The following is a 20,953-nucleotide window of genomic DNA, read 5'->3' on the forward strand; positions in this document are numbered from 1 at the left end:
AATCAGTGTGCCGCAGACCTCGCGGCCTCGAACGGCAGGCGGTCGAAGATGAAGCGGCTCTGCGTGATTCGGCCGTCGACAACGGTGACGAGTTCGGCCCCTGGGCCGTCGGCGACCGGGAGGGTCGAGGTGTTGTACATGACCAGGGCCGTGGTGTCGTTCCCGAAGGCGGCGAACATCGTCGCGCCGACGAGGATCTGGCTGAACGGCTCGAGGAAGGCGCGATAGGCGGCCGCGCCCTCGATGCGGCCCGCGGGGGCGTCGCAGACGATGTCCTCGGCGACGTACTTCATCGCGGTGTCCATGTCCTTACCGGTCCAGGCGTGGAAGTACTCCAGGGCGACGCGGACGGCGGGGCTGTCGTTGGTGATCATGTCGGTCTCGATTCGATCGGTGAGAAGCGGTCATCGGTATAGACACCGACCCGCCCTCGAACGGACCGGTGGCGTCCCGGCGAATGTCGGCCACAGATGTCACGATGGCGGCATGACCGAGGCATTGACTGCTGCGCGGGGCGGGGACGAGCTGGCGTTCGCGCAGCTCACCGCGCCCTATCGGGGTGAATTGCGGGTGCACTGCTATCGGCTGCTCGGGTCGCTGCACGATGCCGAGGACGTCGTGCAGGAGACCCTGCTGGCGGCGTGGCGAGCGCTGCCGGAGTTCGAGGAGCGCTCCTCGGTGCGGACGTGGCTGTATCGGATCGCCACGAATCGCTGTTCGAACGCCCGGCGGGACGCGAGCCGCCGGCCCCCGCCGCCGTTGCCGTTCGAGGTTCCCGAGCCCACGCGGGCGGGGGACGTGGGCTGGCTCGAGCCGTTTCCGGACAGCCTGCTCGACCCGGAGAAGAGCTATCAGGCAATGGAATCGGTTGGGGTGGCATTTATTTCGGCATTGCAGCGGTTGCCGCCGCGCCAGACCGCGGTGCTGGTGCTGCGGGATGCGCTGGAGTTCAGTGGATCCGAGGTCGCCGACATGCTCGGCACCACGACCACCGCGGTGAAGGCCACGTTGCAGCGCGCGCGGGCGACGCTGCACGGCGATGCCGAGCCGGTGGATCCGCCCGGGCGTGGTTCGGACACCGAGCGGGAGTTGACGCGGCGGTTCGCGGCCGCGTATTCGGCGCGCGATGTGGATGCGGTCGTGGCGCTGCTGACCGACGACGCGTGGCTCACCATGCCGCCGTGGCCGCACCAGTATCAGGGCCGAGAGGTGATCGCGGAGTTCCTGCGCGGGGTTCCGGCATTCCGGGATCGGAATCCGTTGCGGCTCATGGGTACGCGTGCGAACGGTGGTCCGGCGTTCGGGGTCTACGCCAGGCTCGCGGGTGACTCGGGTTTCCGTGCCACGGGGCTGCTCGTACTCGGTCTCGCGGGGGAGGGCGTGGGTATGCTCACCCACTTCCCGCCCGCCGAGGTGTTTCCGCACTTCGATCTGCCGATGACGCTGGATGCGTGAGTTGTGCATCCTGGCCTGGACCGGCAGTGCAACCGTGACTGTCGGACCCGCTGCGGCCACCACCCGCGCGGTCGCCGCGGGCGCGAGTACGGCATCGACATCCCCGCATTCGGCGGCCGGCCTCGCTTCGCCCGGCGGCATGTTCAACGGCGCGCTGGGTCGATCGTGAATCGCACTATGGCGCATCGGGTATTCGAGTGGGCGAGCATGATTCACGCCGCGTGACGGCCGGTCGGTAGCGCGGCGTGCGGGGTCCGGATGATGGAGCGTTCGCGTTCGATGCGCGAGCGAATGGCCTCCACGGTCCACTCCTCGCGCGCGGGCATGGCGCGTGCCAGGGTCGCGAGCCATGCGCCGAGAGCGCCAACTCCCACGCCGATCACGAAGAGCAGCCAACCGTGCAGCATCTCCGCCACCTTCTCTCCGGTCGTTCCATGATTGGTTTCGGTGATCCCGGCCGCTGCTCGATCAGCGATCTATACCGGGGATGAACTCGACAGGCTTGCCGGACAGCGGATTTCGCGGCCAGTGCCCGATCGGCGTCAAGGACCACACATCCACGTCCTGCCGCATGGCGTCGAGCCAGCCCGAGACGTGCAGGACGTCCGGGACGATGACGGCCCGGATTCCAGATGGGGCGAAGGTCGCGAGCAGCAGGCTGAAATCCTTGTCGCAGGGTTCGACGAGGATGGCGCGCAGGTCGAATCCGTGGTGCCGGGCGAAACGGCGCAGCGCGCCGATGTGGTCGCCGGTGTCCTCGCCCGATCTGTCGCTGCGCACGATTCCGTATGCGCTGGTCACGGATTCACCTCGCAGACGGTGGCGGCGGCGCGGTCGGCGAGGACGCCGAGCAGGCAGTCGTGCGGAACCGGGAGGCCGGTCAGGTGCCCGCACAGGGTGATGACGGTGCGCGCCTGGGCTCGCCGGCATTCGTGCAGCAGGTCCAGGAACGCGGAGGGGACCGTTTCGTCTCGCGGATGCGGCTCGAGGAAGACGGTGCCCAGCTCGCAGCCGAGTTCGCGTGCGGCGGTGGATAGCCGGCGTCGATGGCTCTCGATCGCGCTCGCGTCGAGCAGGTCGAGTCGGAGGTATCCGTAGGCGAGGGGCGGGAGGGGGTTCATCGGCTGTACTCCTGCTGCGGAAGTGTTGCTGGAGCGTTCGCTGGAGATGTGAGTTGAGTTCCAGCCCTTGGTTTTTCTCGGACGCTTGACCTGATCGATGCTGCTGGAAGCACTTTTGACGGTACCTCTGACAAGTTGTCAGAACAACACTCATCCGCGAATCGGTCCGAGTTGTACGATTGCGGGGACCCCGTAGAAGGAGCGCGCTATGGCACCGCAGTCACCGACGGTGGCTCGATGGGAACTCTCGCTTCGGTTGAACGAGTGGCGAAAACAGCTCAACATCGATGTGGACACGGCGGCGAAGGCGCTCAAGATCTCGCGAAATCACTGGTGGCAGATCATGAGTGATCGGCGCGCGCTGACCGACGATCATTTCGCGGGCATGATCCGGTTGTTCGGGATCGACGAGGAACAGCGCAAGCTGCTGCACGAGCTCCGGGGCATCGCGCGCGAACGAGGTTGGTGGTCGGAGTATTCCGCGCTGTACAGCGACGAGAACCGGCGATTGTTCGGCCTCGAACATGGCGCGCAAGCGATCTCGAGCTACGAGGGGCTGCTGATTCCCGGGCTGTTGCAGACCGAGGACTACGCGCGGGCGATCATGGCGTCCGATATCGCCCGTATCCGTCCCGTCGATGCCGAGCGGTACATCGAGGCGCGCATGCGGCGGCAGCGACGACTCACCGATGACGATCCGCTGCAATTCACCGCCCTGTTGAGCCAAGCGGCGCTCGTGCAGGAGACGGGCGGTCCTTCGGTGCTGCGAGATCAGTTGCGGCATCTCGCCGCGCTGATGCGGGATGACCGCGCCCGCATCGATATCCGTGTCGTTCCGTTCGCGGCGGCTCAGCGTCCGATCCTGAGCGGCTCGCCGTTTCATCTGATCGAGTTCGAGAGTTCGGTCCTGCCCGCGCTGGCGTGGCACGAGTCGGTTGCAACGCACGGCATCATCGACGATCCGGCACGGGTGCGCGAGCTGCGCATCATTTTCGGGCAGCAGGTGGAACGGGCGCTCAGCCGGGCGGACTCGCTGAGTCTTATAGAGCGAACCGCCGATACGATAGCCTGAAAATCATGTGCGGCATTGAGATCCGAGACAACTCGAACAGAGTCTGGTTCAAGTCGTCGCGGTCCAATGACGGTCCCAATTGCGTCGAGGTTGCCTTCGACGGGGATCTGGTGCTCATTCGCGACAGCAAATACCTGCGTGATCCCGCCAACGACCCGGCGCGGCAGCCGATGCTCGCCGTGTCCGGCGCGGTGTGGGCCGCCTTCCTCGCGGGAGTGTGCGAGGGGGAGTTCGCCGTCGCGGCGTGAGGTGGCGGGCGGCGCGGTCGCGCGCGGCTACGGTGTAGCGATGGAGGAACGCCGACTGCTCGAGGAGTACGTCGCCGGGGGCGGGCTCATGCAGCTCGCCACGGTGGGCGACGACGGCACGCCCCGGGTGTGCAGCGTGTGGTACCTGCCGAGCTTCGGGCCGGATCGGCTGCATTTCATCTCGCGCCGGGATCGGTTGCACTCGAAGAACATCGATGGGAACCCGGCGGTGGCCGGGGCGATCATCGACAACCCGCCGGCCGAGCTCGGGCTGACCGGGCGGGGCGTGTCGTTCACCGGTGTCGCGCGGGAGCTGCCCGGGACGGGCAACGACGACGTGGCCGCCGCCTTCGCCGCGCGCTGGCCCAGGGCGGGTGGTGTGCTGAGCGCGATGCCCGACGCTGCCTCCCGGCTGTACGAGATCGCGGTCAGCGAATGGGTGCTGTTCGACGAGGAGAATTTTCCGGCGAGTCCGCGCCGGGTCATCAGCGCGGGATAGCCTCGCCCCCATCGGTGTTCGCGGCGCGCAGCAGTCGCAGCTGACCGATCTCGGCGGCGTTCTTCATCAACTCGGCGTTGACCCAGGCGACCGCGTGCGCCACCGCTTTACCGGCGTCGCTCGGCCACGGGAACTCCGCCGGGGCGTCGAGCTCGGCGTCGGTGATCGTGTCCAGGATGTCGAGCCACTGCGCACGCAGGTCGCGCAACCATTCGATGGTCGCGGACCCGGGCCCCGGCCAGCGAATCTCGGTGCGCTCGTGCGGAGTCCGATGCCGCCCGTGGTCGATCGCAACGGTCCACCACCACCCGATATGCCAGGTGAGCCACGCGACGGTCGGGACCGGGATGGGATCCGGCTCGGAATCGGCCCAGTCCGGAACCCAGCCGCCGTTCCCGTCCGCCCGAACCGTCCACGTCAGTTGGGCCGGTTCCCAACCGAAGTCGTGGTCGTCCAGCCGCTCGAGGTGGTAGTCCAGCAACGCCCACACCAGCTCGAACTGGTCACGCAGCACGTCGGTACGCGAGGTAGTCACGGCCGCATCCTGCCGGGCCGGCTCGGTGCGCGGCAACCACATTTGGCACGGCTGCCACCGTAGGCGGCCGCGCCCGCGCTGCCCGGCGCGGCCGCCGGCCCCGGGTTAGGCTGCGATCCGAGGCATCGGGAGGGACCGTGCTGCTCGCACATTTGAGTGATCCGCATCTGCGCGCCGACGCGTTGTCCGCCGCCCCCGCCGCCGGTTTGCATCTCGCGCTCGGACGGGTCCTGTCACTCGATCCACGCCCGGACTGCGTCGTGATCACCGGCGACCTCGTGGAGTTCGGTCATCGCGCCGCGTACGACCAGCTGCGAGAGCTGCTCGAGCGATTCCCGCTGCCGATACACCTCGTTGTCGGCAATCACGACGATCCCGATGCGGTCCGGCGCCGGATCAGGGCATGCGGGCAGACCCCTGGCTGACGGGTCGGCATCACGAATCCGTGGTCCGGCCCAAGGTGCCGAGGAACGTTTCGAAGACCGGGGTCGGGGTCACCTCGCCCTGATTGTTCACGTGGTTCGTGGTGGCGGCCAGGTCTATTCGGCCTTCGTGCCAGTGGTAGAGCCAGGGGCTGACCGGCCAGGGGTCGGTTTCGTAGACCAGGGTGCCGAAGCGGGCCAGGACCAGGAGGGCGCGTAAGACCTCCAGGTCGGTTATGGGGTGGCAGTAGACGCGCTGGCGGGCGGGGGCGGTGAAGAGGGCGCCGGCGGGGCCGACTACGGGGTAGTCGTCGAGCCAGCGGAGATTCGTCGTGAGGTACTCCGAGCCCGCCATGCGGAAGATCGGCAGGTTCGTGGCCAGCGCGTCGAAATCGCCCAGGGGCAGGGGTGCGAGGGATACGTCGCCGTCGGCCCGCACGTTGTTCTCGGCCAGGGTGAAAAGTTCGGTGTCGGGCGGCCATTCGTGGGTCCAGGCGCGTTCGACGGGCATCACCGTGTGCACCTTGTCGATGAGCAGGCGCTGGATCAGGCCGGGAGCCCATTCACGCCACACCAGATTGCGGGCGGCGGCCGCGGCGGGATAGACGCGGGTTCTGAGCAGTGCGCGCATGGCCGGGAAACTGTGCACCTCCAGGGGTGCGTCGCGGTCGACCGCGGTGGCCGCGACCACGGTGCCGAGGTGGTCGCTGACGATCGCGGGCCAGTGATCGGCCGGTTCGAAGAGCAGGCGGCGGCGAATGTGCTCCAGGGTCAGGGTCGTCATGCTGTCGTTGTCGGACACCATGATCTCGTCGGGGCCGACCGGGAGAATGGTGTAACCCAGGTCCGAGGCAGCGGCGAAGAGCAGACCGAAGAGCCGGCGCGGGTTCAGGTCGTCGTCGCGCATTCGAGCCGCCACCGATACAGGATATTCGACGCGGGCGTTCGCGGGGTTCTGTCGGGCGTGCGCGCGCGGATGCATGACACCGTGAGAGTGTCGGGGCGGCAGATTGATTCGGCGACGTGGCGTTCCCGGGAGGCGGGACGACCGATACGGCGGCGCGCCTAGTGGGAGCCCTCCCAGCGGTAGTACGAGGCGACCGCGGGCTGTCCGGTGTAGCCGGGGCCGGTCGTGTCGTCGGCCCCGAGGTAGGTGGCGGAGAACCGCGCCGGACGAGATGCCCCGGCGGTGAGGCGGTGGTGGCGGGCGTCGTACGTGAAGTCGGATTTGCGTAGTTCCGCCAGGACTTTTCGCGTGGCCGGTGTGCCGTCGGGATGGCGGATCAGCGCCGGGTCGAATTGCGCGGCCAGGGTTCCGGTGGGTGTGAGCGAGCGGGTCATGGCGGCCAGCAGCGCCAGCTTGTCGCCGATGTAGTGCAGACCGTGCACGCAGGTGATGAGATCGGCGGCGCCAGATGGTTGCCAGTCGGTTGCGTTGGCGGTGATCAGGCGCAGTCGCGGGGTGGCGGGAGCAGCTCGGAAGTGGTCGACGAGGTCGAGACCGACCAGGGTGATGTCGGCGGTGGGGAATTCGGCGGCGAAGCGTTGCTCGGCCGCCAGCAGCGCCCGGCCGGAGCCGCAGCAGATGTCGATCCAGGTGACCGCGGCGTCGGGGTCCGCCCGCAGGCGCTCCGCCAACCGCTCGTAGGGGTCGAAGCCCAGATCACGGGCATAGCTGTTCACTCCGGAGAGCCCGCGATCGCGGTTCATCGCGTTGTTGGCGACCACCGCGGAACGCTCCAGCGCGGCGGTGTCGAGCAGTGGCGGAACGGGATTGGACGGCATCGGACCATTCTCCCGGTTTCGCGGTCTTACCGCGTGTCGCGGCCTCGAACGCGGTCCCGCCGCCGCCCGGCACGCTCGCCGATGGGACACGACAGGAGGTTCAATACCCGTCTCGCGCGTGCTCGAAACAGTTGTCCGAAAGTTCGCTAGATAACCAAACCTTCGGCGGCGCGGCTCCGAAATCCCTTCTGTCCGGCTCATCCCGGGGCCGGATTCGCACAGTGTTGACGCTACTGGAAGGAATCGCTTTTTCATGAGGTTGATCAGTTCGCATGGCTTCGCTCGTTCGGCGGTACTCGCCGGTTTCGCTCTGTCGGCGATGCTGACCGGTGCGGGCGCGGCGAGTGCCGATCCGATGAGCGATCTCGAGCCGATCCTCAACTCGAGCTGTTCGTTCAGTCAGATCGATGCCGCGCTGCACGAGGTCTCGCCCGAGACCGCGGCGCAGCTCGATGCCGCGCCGGCGCAGAAGAACGCGATCAAGGCCGCCTACGACCAGCCGGTCGAACAGCGCCGCGCCGCGTTCCAGGCGCTCATCGCCCAGCAGCAGCAGATGGGTGCGGTGGCGCAGGACAGCTCCGCCTTCGGCAGCCAGATGGACGAGGTCGTCGCGACCTGCAGCCAGTACTGAGTTCCGGAGGCGGCTCGCTCGCGCCCGGATCGTCCGGGGGCTGAGTGACACCGCGTGGATCGGGCGCGGGTACGCGTGACTGCGGAGCACGCGTACCCGAGCCCGCCGGGACTCCCCTCAGGGCAGGGCGTTCGCCCGCGGATTGCGTTCCACGCTGTAGTAGGTCGGATCGTCGCGCAGACGCCAGTCGGGACCGGTGAAGAACCGGGCGGCGGTGTCGTCGCCGAGGGCGATGTAGCGCAGCCAGGCCACGGCGGCGCCGGACGATCGGTAGTTGCCGGGGCCGTCGACCGGTGAGAAGTGGCTCACCCCACGGGCATTGGCGATCCAGGCCGGGGCGGCGGACACGAGGTTGTATTCCCACCACCGCACCCAGGCGAAGTCGGGGACCACGACATCGTTGTAGCCGGTGAGGAACAGGGTGGGCACGGTGATCGACGAGCCCAGGGCCAGGGGGCCGGGTTCGATCGCCAGGGCGCCGATCATGCGCAGGGCCGGATCGATCGCGCCGGCGATCGGAGGGAACAGGGCTGCCGCCTGGAGCGTGGCCTGACCGCCGCCGGAATGGCCGGCCAGCACGGTGCGGCTCAGGTCGATCTTGCCGAACAGCGGTGAACTCGGATCCCGCTGCTGGGCAACGGCGGTGGCCAAGCCGATCGCGGGCACATACGCCAGCGAGTTGAAGAAGTCGTAGGACACCACGACCACGAAGCCGTGGCCGGTCCACTGCCGGACAATGGCGTCGTATTGCCCGGGGTTGGAGGTGATTCCGCCTTCGAACAGGATCAACGGAGCGCTGTCCAGGTCGGCGATGTCCGCCGGAAAATAGGTGTTCACCCCGATCGGCGACTGCAATCCGTACGGAAATGCCTGCGTGCACCGCAGATCGTCGACATTGCCCGACAGGTGCACCACGATGTGGGCGATCATGCCGAACACCGATTCCTGACAGAGATCGGTCACCGTCGAGGTCGTCACCCCGTGCGGTCCGGCCGTGTCGAAGAGGGACTGCGCCGTCGTCCCCGGTGCGATGTCATCGGCCGTCGCGGTCGCGGGGCGCACTCCGCCCACCCCGGCAGCGATCCCGAACGCCGCGACGAGAGCGAGAACGCGCCGCCCGGCACTGGACTTCATCATTGATGTCCGCCTTCACCCGATCGGAACCGCCGAGCCCGATCGATCAACTCTGAGACTGTTCAGTCTCGGATTAGACCGTAACTCCGGTGTGGCGTACGACACAAGGGGGCACCGGACCCGCCTGTCCGTGCCGCGAACCGACCAGCCGTTCGGTGCCGCGGTCTGTTGGCTTGTGCGCCAATGGATTCACATGCCCGGGAGCGGAAACGTAGAGTTCACCTGCGGGTGAGCGCGCAGAATCCCATGCCGGGCCCGATGAATCGACCAGAGCGAGGACAGACATGACGGACGCGTCAGCACCGGCCCGCGCGTCGGCCAAGGCGGCCGGAGCGGACACCGATCAGGTCGAATTGCGCCAGCTCCTGGCCGGTTTGACGGCGGTGCGCGACGGCGACTTCGGCACCCGGCTGCCGACCGACACCGACGGGCTGCTCGGCGAGATCGCGACCGTCTTCAACGGCATGGTCGATCAGCTGTCGCTGTTCACCTCCGAGGTCACCCGCGTGGCTCGCGAGGTCGGCACCGAAGGCCAGCTCGGCGGGCAGGCCGAGGTGCCCGAGGTCTCGGGAACGTGGAAGGACCTCACCGATTCGGTGAATGCCATGGCGGGCAACCTCACCGCCCAGGTCCGCAACATCGCCCAGGTGACCACCGCCGTCGCGCGCGGCGACCTGAGCCAGAAGATCACCGTCAGCGCGCAGGGCGAGATCCTCGAACTCAAGAACACCATCAACACGATGGTCGGCCAATTGTCCTCCTTCGCAGACGAAGTCACCCGCGTCTCGCGCGAGGTCGGCACCGAAGGCATCCTGGGCGGGCAGGCCGATGTGAAGGGCGTGTCCGGCACCTGGCGCGACCTCACCGACTCGGTGAACTTCATGGCGGGCAACCTCACCGCGCAGGTGCGCTCGATCGCCCAGGTCGCCACCGCGGTCGCGGGCGGTGATCTGACGCAGAAGATCCGCGTCGACGCGCGCGGGGAGATCCTCGAACTCAAGAACACCATCAACACGATGGTCGACCAGCTCTCGGCCTTCGCCGACGAGGTCACGCGCGTGGCCCGCGAGGTCGGCACCGACGGCAGGCTCGGCGGCCAGGCCGATGTGAAGGGGGTGTCCGGCACCTGGAAGGACCTCACCGAATCGGTGAACGTCATGGCCGACAACCTCACCGCGCAGGTGCGCTCGATCGCCCAGGTGACCACGGCGGTGGCGGGCGGTGATCTGACGCAGAAGATTCGGGTCGACGCGCGCGGGGAGATCCTCGAACTCAAGGAGACCATCAACACGATGGTCGATCAGCTGTCCTCGTTCGCGGACGAGGTCACGCGCGTGGCCCGCGAGGTCGGCACCGAAGGCAACCTGGGCGGGCAGGCCACCGTGCGCGGTGCGTCCGGTACGTGGAAGGACCTGACCGACAACGTCAACGTGATGGCCTCCAACCTCACCAATCAGGTGCGTTCGATCGCCCAGGTCGCCACCGCGGTCGCGCGCGGTGATCTGAGCCAGAAGATCACCGTCGAGGCCAAGGGCGAGGTCGCCGCGCTCGCGGGGGTGATCAACACGATGGTCGACACGCTGTCCGCGTTCGCCGACGAGGTCACGCGCGTGGCCCGCGAGGTCGGCACCGAGGGCATGCTGGGCGGGCAGGCGCGGGTGCCCAACGTCGCCGGCACCTGGAAAGACCTGACGGACAACGTCAATTCCATGGCCAACAACCTGACCAATCAGGTGCGCAACATCGCCCAGGTGACCACAGCCGTCGCCCAGGGCGATCTGACCCGCAAGATCGACGTCGACGCGCGCGGGGAGATCCTGGAACTCAAGACCACGATCAACACCATGGTCGATCAGCTCTCGGCGTTCGCGGCCGAGGTCACCCGCGTGGCGCGCGAGGTCGGCTCGCAGGGCCGGCTGGGCGGGCAGGCCGAGGTCGAAGGCGTCTCGGGCACCTGGAAACGCCTGACCGAGAACGTGAACGAGCTCGCGGGCAACCTCACCCGGCAGGTGCGCGCGATCGCCGAGGTCACCAGCGCAGTCGCCGAGGGCGACCTGACGCGGTCGATCACGGTCGAGGCCTCGGGCGAGGTCGCCGAACTCAAGGACAACATCAACTCCATGGTGGAGTCGCTGCGCGAGACCACCGAGGCCAATCAGGATCAGGACTGGCTCAAGACCAATCTCGCGCGCATCTCCGGGCTCATGCAGGGCCAGCGCGATCTGCACGTGGTCGCCGAGCTCATCATGGACGAGCTGGCACCGCTGGTCTCGGCGCAGTACGGCGCGTTCTACCTGGCCGACGACACCGCCGAACGGCCCGAACTGCGCCTGATCGGCTCCTACGGCAGCCCGCAGGAACCCGGTGGGACCCAACGGTTCACCTTCGGGCAGTCCCTGGTCGGGCAGGCCGCGCGCAGCCGTCGCACCATCGCGGTGGACGACGTGCCCGGCGACTACCTGACCATCGCCTCCGGGCTCGGGCAGACCGCGCCGAACACGCTGCTGGTGCTGCCGATCGGCGTCGAGGACCAGGTGCTCGGCGTGATCGAACTGGCGTCGCTGCACCGCTTCACGCGCATTCACCGCGACTTCCTGGACCAGCTGATGGAAACCGTCGGGGTCAACGTCAACACCATCATCGCCAACGCCCGCACCGACGAGCTGCTGGTGGAATCGCAGCGCCTGACCACCGAATTGCAGGTCCGCTCCGAGGAATTGCAGGTCCGCCAGGAAGAGCTGCAGCGCTCCAACGCCGAAATGGAGGACAAGGCGGCGCTGCTGGCCATGCAGAACCGCGACATCGAGGCCAAGAACCTCGAAATCGAGCAAGCCAGACAGGAATTGGAGACCCGGGCCCAGCAACTGGCGCTGGCCTCGAAGTACAAGTCGGAGTTCCTGGCCAATATGAGCCACGAGCTGCGCACCCCGCTCAACAGCCTGCTGATCCTGGCACAGTTGCTGGCGCAGAACCCCTCTCGCAATCTCTCGCCCAAACAGGTCGAATACGCGGGCATCATCCATTCGGCGGGATCGGATCTGCTCCAGCTGATCAACGACATCCTGGACCTGTCCAAGGTCGAGGCCGGCAAGATGGACATCACCCCCGCGCGTGTGCCGCTGCGCAAACTGCTGGACTACGTCGAGGCCACCTTCCGGCCCATGACCACGCAGAAGAGCCTGGGATTCCGCATCACCACCGCGCCCGGTCTGCCCCTGGACGTGCTCACCGACGATTCCCGGCTGCGGCAGGTGCTGGGCAATCTGGTGTCCAACGCGGTGAAGTTCACCGAAACCGGCACGGTGGAACTGCGGATCGAGCCGCCGCAGGCGCGCGAACTGCCGGCGGCCATGCGCAGGCACGGGTCCGCGATCGCCTTCCGGGTGGTCGACACCGGCATCGGCATCGCCGAGCATCAGCTGGAATCGATCTTCGGGGCGTTCCAGCAGGCAGACGGGACCACGAGCCGCAAATACGGCGGCACCGGACTGGGACTGTCGATCAGCCGGGAGATCGCCTACCTGCTCGGGGGCGCGATCACCGCGGAAAGCACACTGGGCGAGGGCAGTACGTTCACGCTGTACCTGCCGGTCGCGCGGCCGGACTTCCAGGAGAGCGCCTTGACCGAGCGCGAGGACGAGCAGCGCTCGGACGACCGCCCGGAGCTTGCCCTCGCGGGGCCCCAGCCCCAGCGCCGGTTGCTGGTGGTGGAGCAGCGGCCGCAGGGCCTGCTCTCGCTGGTCGCCCAGGGCGCGGTGGCAGACCTGGCCGACAGCAACGACCCGCGCGGGCCGGTGCAGGTGGTCAGCGCGACGGGGGTGCAGGAGGCGGCCGCGGCCATGGCGGCGGAGGCATTCCATTGCGTCGTACTGGAATTGGATCTGCCGGGCGACGCGGCGCTGGCGTTCCTGCAGACCATGGACGGGGACGCCGCGCTGAGCAGCGTGCCCGTGCTCGCCCACAATCACCGGCTCGATTCCGAACAGGAGCGACTGCTACAGCAGCGCATCGAGCGACAGCCCCTGGAATTGCTGTCGAGCCTCGACGAACTGCGCGAGCGCATCGCCCTGCACGTCATGGCGCAGGCCCCGGGGGACGTGGTGCCGCTGGTGCGGCGCGAGGACGCGCCCGCCGTCGCCCCGCAGCAGCCGGTCGGAGAGCTCGTCGGGCGCACCGTGCTCATCGTCGACGACGACGCGCGAAACCTGTTCGCGCTCAGCAGCATTCTGGAACTGCACGGGATGAGCGTGCTGCACGCGGAGAACGGGCGCGAAGGCATCGACAAGCTCCTGGCACACCCGGAGACCGATCTCATCCTGATGGACGTCATGATGCCCGAGATGGACGGGTACACCGCGACCGCGACCATCCGGGAGATCCCGCGCTACGAAGACCTGCCGATCATCGCGGTGACCGCGAAAGCCATGCTGGGCGACCGCGACAAGAGCCTGGCCTCGGGCGCGAACGACTACGTCACCAAACCCGTGGACGCGGACGCGCTGCTCGGCCGGATCCAGCACTGGCTCGGCGCCTGATGGAGCAGGACGGTGACGCCGCGACCGCCAGGCTGAACGGGGTGGTGGTCAACCGGCTCGCGGCGACCGTGGACCGGCTGCGGACGCAGATTCAGCAGGCCCAGGCCACCGCCGACGGGCGCGCGCTGATCGAGATGGCCAAGGGGGTGCTGGTCGAGCGGTTGCGCTGCGGGCCCGCGCAGGCGGCGCAGCAGCTGGAGTCGCTGTCGCGGCAAGCGGGCGTCGGGGTGCTCGAGCTGGCCGCGGATCTGGTCAACCAGGCCGCGCAGGACAAGATCAGCGAAGCGGTCGGCCAACTCCTGCGGCGCACAACCGATTCCGACGCGGCGGCGGTGCGCCTGCGGACCGCGGAGAGCGCGCTGCTCGCCGCGAACGGGGACACCCAGCGCGTGGCCGAATCGGTGCTCGAGCACGCGCTGGCGCCGCTGGGCGCGACAGCGGTGGTGATCTGGGCCGCGGGCGCGGACGCCTCGCTCTCGCTGGTGGGGTTCGCGGGTATCGGCGTGCAGGAGGCCGAACGCTGGCGGTACGTGCCGCCGGGGCTGGCGACCCCGGCGCGGCAGGCGCTGCTCACGCGCGAGGCGGTGTGGATCGAGGATCTCGACGCCTCGCGACTACCCTCGATCGGCGACCGGCGGGGCGGGCGCGCGGCCGTTCCGGTCGGCGCGGGCGGCAGTCTGCGCGGTGTCCTCGAGGTGTGCTGGCCCCAGCCGATCGAACCGCAGCCGCCGCAGGTGCGCCGGCAGTTGGCGGCGCTGGGCGAGCTGTGCGCGCACACCTTCGAAGCGGATCCGCTCGCGGTGCAGTCCTCGGACCGATCCGACGCGGCCGGGCTGGTGCGCCTGGCCGACGGACTGTTCGATCCGGCGCTGGTGCTGGTGCCCCAGCGCGAGCACGGCGCACTCACCGATTTCCGCATCCACCATGTGAATTCGTCCTTCGTCGACCCCGCCGGGAGGCCGCGCGGACTGATCAACGGCGCGCTGTTCCTGGAAACGTATCCGATGGTGGCCGAAGAGGGCCGGCTGTTCGAGCGCATCGAGCGCGTGCTGGCCACGGGGGAGAGCTATCGCGCGGACCGTGTGCTGCTGACCGAGCTCGTCGACCAGGTGCCGCTGACGGTCGCGGCCGCGCTCAGCATCGGCCGCTACGACGACGCGGTGCTGATCGTGTGGCGGCTCGAGGACGACGCGGCGCGGCTGGCGGCGCTGCTGCAGCACGCCCAGCGCCTGGGCCGGGTAGGCGGGTTCGAAGAGAACGCAGCCTCCGGCGAGATCACTTGGAGCGCAGAGCTGTTCGCGCTCTACGGGGTGTCCGCGGGTTCGGATCCCGTTCCGCTGGCGCAGTTGCCCGGGCACGTGCACGAGGCCGACTCCGAGGCGGTCCGGCGGTTCCTGCGCACGCTGCTGCAGTATCGCCGCCCGACCTCGGCCGCGTTCCGGCTGATCCGGCCGGACAGCGTGATCAGGCACGTGCGGATCATCGCCGAACCGGTGCACGACGAAGCCGGGCACCTGCTCGCGGTTCGCGGTGCGTACCAGGACATCTCGGCGCAGCACTGGACCGAGATCGCGCTGTCGGCCACCCGGGACCGGCTCACCCACACCGAGGAACACGCGGCCGAACAGAGCAGTCTGGCGCGGCAGCTGCAGCAGGCGATCATGCCCGACGCCCAGCCCTACACCGACGCGTTCGGGCTGCGCATCGCGGTGCGCTACCAGCCGACCGAACAGGCCCACCTGGTGGGTGGGGACTGGTACGACACCATCGTGCTGCCGTCCAAGAACATCCTGGTCTCGGTCGGCGACATCACCGGGCACGGGATCACCGCGGCCACCGGAATGGTGGTGCTGCGCAACGCCTTGCGCGGACTCGCGGCCACCGGTGCGGGTCCGGGGCAAATGCTGACCTGGCTGAATCTGGTCGCGCACCACCTGACCGATCACATCCTGGCCACCGCGGTCTGCGGTCTCTACGATCCGCAGACCCGGGTGCTGCGCTGGGCGCGCGCGGGGCACCTGCCGCCGGTGCTGATCCGGTCCGGGCAGGCCGTGAACCTGCCCGAGCTGCGCGGCATCATCCTGGGCGCGCTGGCCGAAACCTCCTATGAGGAGGGCGAAGTCCAGCTCGAGCCCGGCGACACCCTGCTGCTCTACACCGACGGCCTGATCGAACGCCGCGCCGAGCACCTCGACGTGTGCGTGGACCGCCTGCTGCGAGTGTCCGCCGAGTTCACCGGCGGGCTCGACGATCTCGTGGATCACCTGCTCGACGGCAGCGACGCCGACACCGACGACGACACCTGCGTGGTCGGCATCCAGGTCGAGCCGAGCCAGGGCCCGCCGCCGTAGCTCCGCGCGCGGCGGCGTGTCTTGTACAGTGACGAGTCGTCAGCGAGTCTTACCGGTGGGGGTTTGTCATGGCGCGCAATGGGTTACGGCGATTCGTGATTCTCGCGGCGGCGGTGACGCTCGTCGCGGGCGCCGCGGCGGTGACCACGGCCGCGCCCGAACCGGCGGTCGCCGCGGCCGTCGAACTCACCCCGCCCGCGCCGACCGGCAGTCATCCCGTGGGTGTCACCGAAGTGCATTTCGTGGACGCCGGGCGCGTCGACCCGTGGGCCGGCGGCGACCGGGAACTGATGGTGCAGATCTGGTATCCCGCCGAGGATTCCGGGTCGTCGGAGCCTGCGGCGTGGATGCCGGCCGGTGGCCGCGAAGCCCAGCGGGACTACCTCGACGGGCTGGGGGTGCCGGCGCGGAGCTGGCGGTTCGGGCCGAGTCACAGCTACCCGAACCGGCCCGCGCGCCAGGGGATCGGGCGTTTCCCGGTGCTGCTGAACTCTCCTGGTATGACCGACACCACCGGGTGGAGCACGGCGCAGGCCGAGGATCTGGCCAGTCACGGCTACGTGGTGGTCGCCATGAACCACACGCACGAGGCGTTCGCGGTGCACTTCCCGGACGGGCGCGTCGAACGCACCGTTGTACCGCTGGATTCGCCGCCGGAGGTGCTGAGCGATGTGCTGTTGCCGAACCGGGTGGCCGATACCCGCTTCGTGCTCGCCGAGTTGGCCGACGCGGCGGCGGGCGGTTCGACCGCGGCGGCCCTGCCCGCCGAACTGGCCGCCAATCTCGACCTGACGCGGGTGGGTATGTTCGGTCATTCGCTCGGTGGCTCGACCACCGTGCAGGCGCTGCACGACGAGCCCGGGATCCGGGCCGGGGTGAATCTCGACGGGCCCGTGCTGGGTTCGGTCGCGGACGAAGGCACGGACAAGCCCCTGCTCATGCTGGCCGGTGGCCGCTCGCCGTGGTACGGCCAGCCGGGCTGGGAACCGTTCTGGTCCAACAACATCGGGGTGAAGCTGCCGATCGGCATCGCGGGCACCGAGCACATGTCCTTCTGCGATCAGCAGGTGATCCTGCCCGTGCTCGCCGCGGCGGGACTGCTCGGGGCGGAGGCCGCAGGTGACGCCGTCGGGGACATCGACGCCCGGCGGTCGGTCGATCTTCAGCGCACCTATCTGCGCACCTTCTTCGATACCGTCTTCGCGCGCGAGGGCGGGGATATTCTCCGGGCTATCACCCTGCTGGCGCAGCCGGAGGTCGTTCCGCACGGTTGAGTTGCGGCGGGCGGGGCCATCCGAGAGCGCGCGAGAAGGGCCCGGCGCGGCGGGGAGCTGCGGAATTGCCGGGCACGAGAGGCGCTGTCGGTTCTATCGTGAGGTAGTGGCTCGCCGATAACCCTGATCCGTATCGGGGGCGATGTACTGCCCGGTCTGCCGGGCTCGTCAGGTCCTGTGCCAGTATTTTTCGCCAGGACGGCCAATCCGCGGACGGGTTCGCGCCGACTTCTGTGAAGTAGCTCGTTCATTGCCATGCTCGGTCAACTTCAGGAGGAGAACGCTCGATGGCCGCCACCGTGAACGAATGCCTGGATACGCCAGTGACCGCGCCGGAGCCGGGGGACGGGGAGAGCGGGGGCACAGCGGCAACGCTGGGGGAGATGGTGGGGCGTCAGTTCCGGCTGCGGGACCACTACGAGGTGGGGCGGGAGAAGGTGCGCGAGTACGCGCGGGCCGTGCAAGCCGAGCATCGCCTGCACTTCGACGACGAAGCCTCCGCGGCGCACGGGCTGCCGCGGCTGATCGCACCGCCGACCTTCGCGGCCCTGCTGGCCGCGCCGGCACAGACGGCGCTGACCGATCAGCTCAGCGGCTGCGATCTCACCACCGCGGTGCAGACCCAGCAGCACCTGGAGCTGCACCGGCCCATCGTCGTCGGCGATCGGCTCTCGAGCACCATCGCGCTGCGGTCACATCGGGAAGCCTTCGGCGGCGATCTGATGTTGGTGGACAACTACATTCGCGATCAGTACGGCTGCCCGGTCGTCACCTCGCACACCAGCGTGATCGCGCGCTCGGGCGGATCGGATATGGGACGGGCACTCAGTGCGCTGAACCCGACGATCCTGCGCCATGACGTCCGGAACGGCGCAGCCCCGGAGGTCGTGGACGTGGTCGGCGGCGCGGCGTCCGCTCGCGCGGAAGCCAGCACCCTGCGTGGTCTGGATCGCCGGACCGTCGCGGTCGGCGATGCCCTGCCCACGCGCCAATTCCGGCTCAGCTACGGCGATTTGGTGCACTACGCGGGACTGTCGGGAGATCCGAATCCGATTCACTGGTACGAGCCCGCCACCGCGCTGACCGGGCTCGGTCCCGGGGTGGTCGCGCACGGCATGCTCACCATGGGGCTGGGCGCGTCCTATCTCACCGGGTGGGCGCGCGATCCCCGGGCGCTGCGCGAGTACAGCGTGCGCTGGACGAGTCCCGCGCTCGTGGTACCGGGCCGGTTGAGCGTGATCGAGTTCACCGGCAAAGTCGCTGCGCTGCACCGGGACAGCGGACTGGCGACGGTCGCGATCGGCGCGACCCAGAACGGCCGGCGGCTGTTCGGGCGCGCCACCGCGACGGTGAAGCTGGGCTGAGTCGCCGTGCGTGACGCCGAATCACTCCGTCGCCGATGGAATCGGCGCATGTATCTGACACTCGAGATTGTACGAAGACGCCGGGGTCGGTAACGTTTCCGGCCGTCGGGGCGTTCCGGGCCGGAGAAATTCCCGGGGGCCGGTGCGCGATGGGGTGCGTTTCGGTCGCGGATATGGTCGAGCGGATACGCCGTTCGGGCTGTATCGCACGGAGGGGGCAGTGAATGCCGGGTTCGCGTCTGTCGGCGCCGCAGGCTCTGCTGTTCGATGTGCAGGGCACCGCGACGGATTTCTTTTCCACCGTTACCGGTACCGCCCGGCGCGTAGCCGGTGCGAAGAACCCGGCCGTGGATTGGTCGGAATTCGTCAATGCCTGGCGTGCGGCGTATTTCCGGGAAACCTCGCGCGAGCGACGGGCAACCGATGCGTGGATCAGCGTGGATTCCATCTACCGGTCGACCCTCGACGAATTGATCACCGCCCGGAATCTCGAACTCGACGAGAACGAACGCCGGGAGGTGAACGCCTCCTGGAAGCTCCTGACGCCCTGGCTCGACGTCGTGCCGGGCCTGCGCCGGCTGCGCCGAGATCATGTGCTGGCCACCCTGTCCAACGCCGACGTCGACGCCGTCGTCAGCATCACCCGGCACGGTGACCTGCCCTGGCATGCTGTTTTCACCGCCGAGATGGCCGGGGTGTTCAAACCCGACCCGGTCATCTATCACCTGGCCGCGCGTTATCTGGGCCTGCCGCCGTCGGAGATCATGATGGTGGCGAGCCACAAGTACGACATCCGCGCGGCGGCGCGATTGGGCTTCCGGACCGCGTTCATTTCCCGGCCCGACGAGTTCGGCGACCCGGCGCTCGCCGACGCGGAATTCTCCGACGAATTCGATATCAACGCAAGGGATTTCCAGGATCTCGCCGATCAACTCGGCTGTTGATCTCGCTGGCGCCGGTGCCCGCGGCGACGCTGCTGTTCGGCCGCTGGAACCGGTGGTCACCGGCGCGGGGAGTGCGGATCAGGCGCTCGCCTCGGCGAATCTGAGTTCGAATCGCCGCGTGGTCGGCTCGTCGAGGTCCGGGCGCAGCCCGGCGAGCCAGCGGCGGTACAGCGCCTCCTCCGCGTTGTCGTGCTCCGGATCGACGGGGCGATCGAGGTACGGGCCCAGGATCGTCACCAGGGGGCCGAGCGCGCCGCCCCGGCGGCGGTTGGCCTCGAGCAACTGGGTGACATAGCGCCCGTACAGCGGCTGAACGGTGGCGTTCAGGCGACGCGCGGCGGCCTGTTGTGCGGGGGATCCGGATTCGGTGAGTGCGCTGATCTCGCCTGCGGCGGCGATCAATTCGGTGATGGTCTCGGCGTCGATGTACACCCCGGGCGGTCCGGCGACGATGCCGGTGCGCTCCTTGAGCGGGGTGGGGTTGCCGCCGGCGAAGTACACGTTCTCCGCCGAGCCCGGCGTCCAGTCCAGTCCGATGTCGAGGCGGCGCAGGGTTTTCGAGGTCAGGCCGTGCGCCGCGCCTCGCTCGATCTTGAGCATGGTGGGTTCGGTCGGCCCGCCGTGCAGGTGCACCTGCCGCCGCGATCGGTGCATCGCCGCCATGCGGGCGAGCACGATCCGGGCCAATCGTGTGGCCGACGCGTCATCGTGCGCGTCGCCGCCGGTCACCGTCACGGGCACGATAATAGTACGAAAATCCTTCACGACGGAACCTTCGATTTGCGTGGATCACCTGGGTTCCAGGCGGAAGGCTGCTGATTTGTGCACTATGTCGGTGACGAAGCCCTTGTTAATGGGGAAAGATTTTCGTAGGATTTTCGCATCCTGACGTCGCGTTCAGCCGCACTCCCGCGCGGCGGCCGGGAACTGGCGTTGGGTGATCGACCGCGAAGGGGGCGGTCGATCACCCAGTGTCCCGGTACATTTGGCGCAGCCCCTGCTCACCGATGACCGAGGATCCGCAACTGTGCTTCTGCCCTGGGATGGTCGAACGCTCCGGGGCCACGTCCCGCGCATCCTGTTCGGCCTCTGCGCGATCGCCCTCGCCGTGATGGCCACCTTCGCCATTGCCGAGAGTCTCGCCGTAATCACCCGAGCCACCGGAATCTCCGGTGTCGCCGGCACCTTCGTCAGCGAGCGTTGTGATCCCGACAGCGGTCGCCGCGCCGCCGTCTGCACGGGAACCTTCGCCGCGGACCGGAATCCGGGCACGGTGGTGCCGAAGGTCCTGCGGGGTGGTCCCTATACGCCGGGCACGCGGGTGCCGGTGCGCTCGGGCGCTGATCTCTCGGTGACCGGAAGCGTCACCGCCGCCACCGGATTGGGCTCGGCCGCGATGTTCACGTCCTTCGTGCTGCTCATGCTCGTCGGCGCCGCGATGAGTTTCTTCAAGATCACGCTGATCCAGCGGTTCTCCCGGGTCACCCTGTACTCGGCGGCCATCCTGTTCATCGCCGGCGTGCTGATCGCCGTCGCCGCGGCGCTGGCCGGTCCCTGACCGCGCGCCGGGCGGGCGATATCCC

General features: G+C 68.5%; 21 protein-coding genes. 12 read left to right on the forward strand and 9 right to left on the reverse strand.

What is annotated here, in order from left to right; translation table 11 throughout:
• Window positions 1–2: 2 nt before the first annotated feature.
• Window positions 3–374, reverse strand: a complete 372-nt coding sequence (locus tag ABZ319_RS07140) for a nuclear transport factor 2 family protein (protein ID WP_354985429.1) — start codon at window positions 372–374, stop codon at window positions 3–5.
• 112 nt (window positions 375–486) lie between these two features.
• On the opposite strand from ABZ319_RS07140, the gene ABZ319_RS07145 reads away from it, so the two are divergent.
• Entirely contained in the window at window positions 487–1,455 is a 969-nt protein-coding gene (locus tag ABZ319_RS07145; RefSeq protein WP_354985430.1) for an RNA polymerase subunit sigma-70, read from the forward strand.
• A gap of 212 nt (window positions 1,456–1,667) precedes the next feature.
• On the opposite strand, the gene ABZ319_RS07150 is transcribed toward ABZ319_RS07145, so the two are convergent.
• From ABZ319_RS07150 to ABZ319_RS07160, 3 genes are all read right to left on the reverse strand, one after another.
• Window positions 1,668–1,862, reverse strand: coding sequence for a hypothetical protein (locus ABZ319_RS07150; RefSeq protein WP_354985431.1), 195 nt, complete (start codon window positions 1,860–1,862; stop codon window positions 1,668–1,670).
• Window positions 1,863–1,923: 61 nt separating this feature from the next.
• Window positions 1,924–2,256: a hypothetical protein gene (locus ABZ319_RS07155; RefSeq protein WP_354985432.1), complete on the reverse strand. Its 333-nt coding sequence runs from the start codon at window positions 2,254–2,256 to the stop codon at window positions 1,924–1,926.
• Window positions 2,253–2,576 (reverse strand): hypothetical protein, encoded by a 324-nt coding sequence (locus ABZ319_RS07160; RefSeq protein WP_354985433.1) that lies wholly within the window; start codon window positions 2,574–2,576, stop codon window positions 2,253–2,255. Before ABZ319_RS07160 ends, ABZ319_RS07155 begins: the two co-directional genes overlap by 4 nt.
• 208 nt (window positions 2,577–2,784) lie before the next feature.
• Between ABZ319_RS07160 and ABZ319_RS07165 the strand changes: the two genes are divergently transcribed.
• The 3 genes from ABZ319_RS07165 to ABZ319_RS07175 are packed head-to-tail and all read left to right on the forward strand — an operon-like array spanning window position 2,785 to window position 4,395.
• A complete protein-coding gene (locus ABZ319_RS07165; RefSeq protein WP_354985434.1) occupies window positions 2,785–3,648 on the forward strand; it encodes a DUF5753 domain-containing protein in 864 nt (287 codons plus the stop codon).
• A gap of 5 nt (window positions 3,649–3,653) precedes the next feature.
• The gene (locus ABZ319_RS07170; protein ID WP_354985435.1) at window positions 3,654–3,896 is read left to right on the forward strand and encodes a DUF397 domain-containing protein; all 243 of its coding nucleotides are present in this window, start codon (window positions 3,654–3,656) and stop codon (window positions 3,894–3,896) included.
• A 40-nt stretch (window positions 3,897–3,936) separates the two neighbouring features.
• Complete coding sequence (locus tag ABZ319_RS07175) at window positions 3,937–4,395, forward strand: pyridoxamine 5'-phosphate oxidase family protein (RefSeq protein WP_354985436.1); 459 nt, start codon at window positions 3,937–3,939, stop codon at window positions 4,393–4,395.
• On the opposite strand, the gene ABZ319_RS07180 is transcribed toward ABZ319_RS07175, so the two are convergent.
• Window positions 4,382–4,930: a DinB family protein gene (locus tag ABZ319_RS07180; protein ID WP_354985437.1), complete on the reverse strand. Its 549-nt coding sequence runs from the start codon at window positions 4,928–4,930 to the stop codon at window positions 4,382–4,384. The genes ABZ319_RS07175 and ABZ319_RS07180 overlap by 14 nt on opposite strands.
• 137 nt (window positions 4,931–5,067) lie before the next feature.
• Between ABZ319_RS07180 and ABZ319_RS07185 the strand changes: the two genes are divergently transcribed.
• Window positions 5,068–5,355, forward strand: a complete 288-nt coding sequence (locus tag ABZ319_RS07185) for a metallophosphoesterase (protein ID WP_354985438.1) — start codon at window positions 5,068–5,070, stop codon at window positions 5,353–5,355.
• A 10-nt stretch (window positions 5,356–5,365) separates the two neighbouring features.
• Here the strand turns inward: ABZ319_RS07185 and ABZ319_RS07190 are convergent, their stop codons facing one another.
• Together ABZ319_RS07190 and ABZ319_RS07195 are read right to left on the reverse strand one after the other, a co-directional pair.
• Entirely contained in the window at window positions 5,366–6,271 is a 906-nt protein-coding gene (locus ABZ319_RS07190) for a hypothetical protein (RefSeq protein WP_354985439.1), read from the reverse strand.
• A 146-nt stretch (window positions 6,272–6,417) separates the two neighbouring features.
• Window positions 6,418–7,137, reverse strand: a complete 720-nt coding sequence (locus tag ABZ319_RS07195; protein WP_354985440.1) for a class I SAM-dependent methyltransferase — start codon at window positions 7,135–7,137, stop codon at window positions 6,418–6,420.
• A gap of 253 nt (window positions 7,138–7,390) precedes the next feature.
• Between ABZ319_RS07195 and ABZ319_RS07200 the strand changes: the two genes are divergently transcribed.
• Window positions 7,391–7,768, forward strand: coding sequence for a hemophore-related protein (locus ABZ319_RS07200; RefSeq protein WP_354985441.1), 378 nt, complete (start codon window positions 7,391–7,393; stop codon window positions 7,766–7,768).
• Window positions 7,769–7,885: 117 nt separating this feature from the next.
• Here the strand turns inward: ABZ319_RS07200 and ABZ319_RS07205 are convergent, their stop codons facing one another.
• Complete coding sequence (locus ABZ319_RS07205; protein ID WP_354985442.1) at window positions 7,886–8,905, reverse strand: hypothetical protein; 1,020 nt, start codon at window positions 8,903–8,905, stop codon at window positions 7,886–7,888.
• A 281-nt stretch (window positions 8,906–9,186) separates the two neighbouring features.
• Here ABZ319_RS07205 and ABZ319_RS07210 point away from each other — a divergent pair, with 281 nt between their 5' ends.
• The 5 genes from ABZ319_RS07210 (at window position 9,187) to ABZ319_RS07230 (ending at window position 19,370) form a co-directional block, all read left to right on the forward strand.
• Window positions 9,187–13,437, forward strand: a complete 4,251-nt coding sequence (locus tag ABZ319_RS07210; protein ID WP_354985443.1) for a HAMP domain-containing protein — start codon at window positions 9,187–9,189, stop codon at window positions 13,435–13,437.
• Complete coding sequence (locus ABZ319_RS07215; RefSeq protein ID WP_354985444.1) at window positions 13,437–15,788, forward strand: SpoIIE family protein phosphatase; 2,352 nt, start codon at window positions 13,437–13,439, stop codon at window positions 15,786–15,788. Before ABZ319_RS07210 ends, ABZ319_RS07215 begins: the two co-directional genes overlap by 1 nt.
• A gap of 68 nt (window positions 15,789–15,856) precedes the next feature.
• Window positions 15,857–17,062 (forward strand): hypothetical protein, encoded by a 1,206-nt coding sequence (locus ABZ319_RS07220; RefSeq protein ID WP_354985445.1) that lies wholly within the window; start codon window positions 15,857–15,859, stop codon window positions 17,060–17,062.
• A gap of 287 nt (window positions 17,063–17,349) precedes the next feature.
• Window positions 17,350–18,426 (forward strand): fused (3R)-hydroxyacyl-ACP dehydratase subunits HadA/HadB, encoded by a 1,077-nt coding sequence (locus ABZ319_RS07225; RefSeq protein ID WP_354985446.1) that lies wholly within the window; start codon window positions 17,350–17,352, stop codon window positions 18,424–18,426.
• Window positions 18,427–18,650: 224 nt separating this feature from the next.
• Complete coding sequence (locus ABZ319_RS07230; RefSeq protein WP_354985447.1) at window positions 18,651–19,370, forward strand: haloacid dehalogenase type II; 720 nt, start codon at window positions 18,651–18,653, stop codon at window positions 19,368–19,370.
• 78 nt (window positions 19,371–19,448) lie between these two features.
• Here the strand turns inward: ABZ319_RS07230 and ABZ319_RS07235 are convergent, their stop codons facing one another.
• Window positions 19,449–20,105: a hypothetical protein gene (locus tag ABZ319_RS07235; protein ID WP_354985448.1), complete on the reverse strand. Its 657-nt coding sequence runs from the start codon at window positions 20,103–20,105 to the stop codon at window positions 19,449–19,451.
• A gap of 292 nt (window positions 20,106–20,397) precedes the next feature.
• Here ABZ319_RS07235 and ABZ319_RS07240 point away from each other — a divergent pair, with 292 nt between their 5' ends.
• Window positions 20,398–20,928, forward strand: coding sequence for a hypothetical protein (locus tag ABZ319_RS07240; RefSeq protein WP_354985449.1), 531 nt, complete (start codon window positions 20,398–20,400; stop codon window positions 20,926–20,928).
• The last annotated feature ends 25 nt before the right edge of the window (window positions 20,929–20,953 follow it).

Source organism: Nocardia sp. NPDC005978 (genome assembly GCF_040614455.1).
In the GTDB taxonomy this organism is placed as follows: Bacteria; Actinomycetota; Actinomycetes; order Mycobacteriales; family Mycobacteriaceae; genus Nocardia.

What these genes read in the sequence shown, in the direction of transcription:
- ABZ319_RS07165 (WP_354985434.1), top strand. Translation starts at nt 2,785, where the DNA reads ATGGCACCGCAGTCACCGACGGTGGCTCGATGGGAACTCTCGCTTCGG.
- ABZ319_RS07145 (WP_354985430.1), top strand. Translation starts at nt 487, where the DNA reads ATGACCGAGGCATTGACTGCTGCGCGGGGCGGGGACGAGCTGGCGTTC.
- ABZ319_RS07175 (WP_354985436.1), top strand. Translation starts at nt 3,937, where the DNA reads ATGGAGGAACGCCGACTGCTCGAGGAGTACGTCGCCGGGGGCGGGCTC.
- ABZ319_RS07225 (WP_354985446.1), top strand. Translation starts at nt 17,350, where the DNA reads ATGGCCGCCACCGTGAACGAATGCCTGGATACGCCAGTGACCGCGCCG.
- ABZ319_RS07230 (WP_354985447.1), top strand. Translation starts at nt 18,651, where the DNA reads ATGCCGGGTTCGCGTCTGTCGGCGCCGCAGGCTCTGCTGTTCGATGTG.
- ABZ319_RS07200 (WP_354985441.1), top strand. Translation starts at nt 7,391, where the DNA reads ATGAGGTTGATCAGTTCGCATGGCTTCGCTCGTTCGGCGGTACTCGCC.
- ABZ319_RS07195 (WP_354985440.1), bottom strand. Translation starts at nt 7,137, where the DNA reads ATGCCGTCCAATCCCGTTCCGCCACTGCTCGACACCGCCGCGCTGGAG.
- ABZ319_RS07140 (WP_354985429.1), bottom strand. Translation starts at nt 374, where the DNA reads ATGATCACCAACGACAGCCCCGCCGTCCGCGTCGCCCTGGAGTACTTC.
- ABZ319_RS07220 (WP_354985445.1), top strand. Translation starts at nt 15,857, where the DNA reads ATGGCGCGCAATGGGTTACGGCGATTCGTGATTCTCGCGGCGGCGGTG.
- ABZ319_RS07160 (WP_354985433.1), bottom strand. Translation starts at nt 2,576, where the DNA reads ATGAACCCCCTCCCGCCCCTCGCCTACGGATACCTCCGACTCGACCTG.
- ABZ319_RS07150 (WP_354985431.1), bottom strand. Translation starts at nt 1,862, where the DNA reads ATGCTGCACGGTTGGCTGCTCTTCGTGATCGGCGTGGGAGTTGGCGCT.
- ABZ319_RS07210 (WP_354985443.1), top strand. Translation starts at nt 9,187, where the DNA reads ATGACGGACGCGTCAGCACCGGCCCGCGCGTCGGCCAAGGCGGCCGGA.
- ABZ319_RS07215 (WP_354985444.1), top strand. Translation starts at nt 13,437, where the DNA reads ATGGAGCAGGACGGTGACGCCGCGACCGCCAGGCTGAACGGGGTGGTG.
- ABZ319_RS07170 (WP_354985435.1), top strand. Translation starts at nt 3,654, where the DNA reads ATGTGCGGCATTGAGATCCGAGACAACTCGAACAGAGTCTGGTTCAAG.
- ABZ319_RS07205 (WP_354985442.1), bottom strand. Translation starts at nt 8,905, where the DNA reads ATGATGAAGTCCAGTGCCGGGCGGCGCGTTCTCGCTCTCGTCGCGGCG.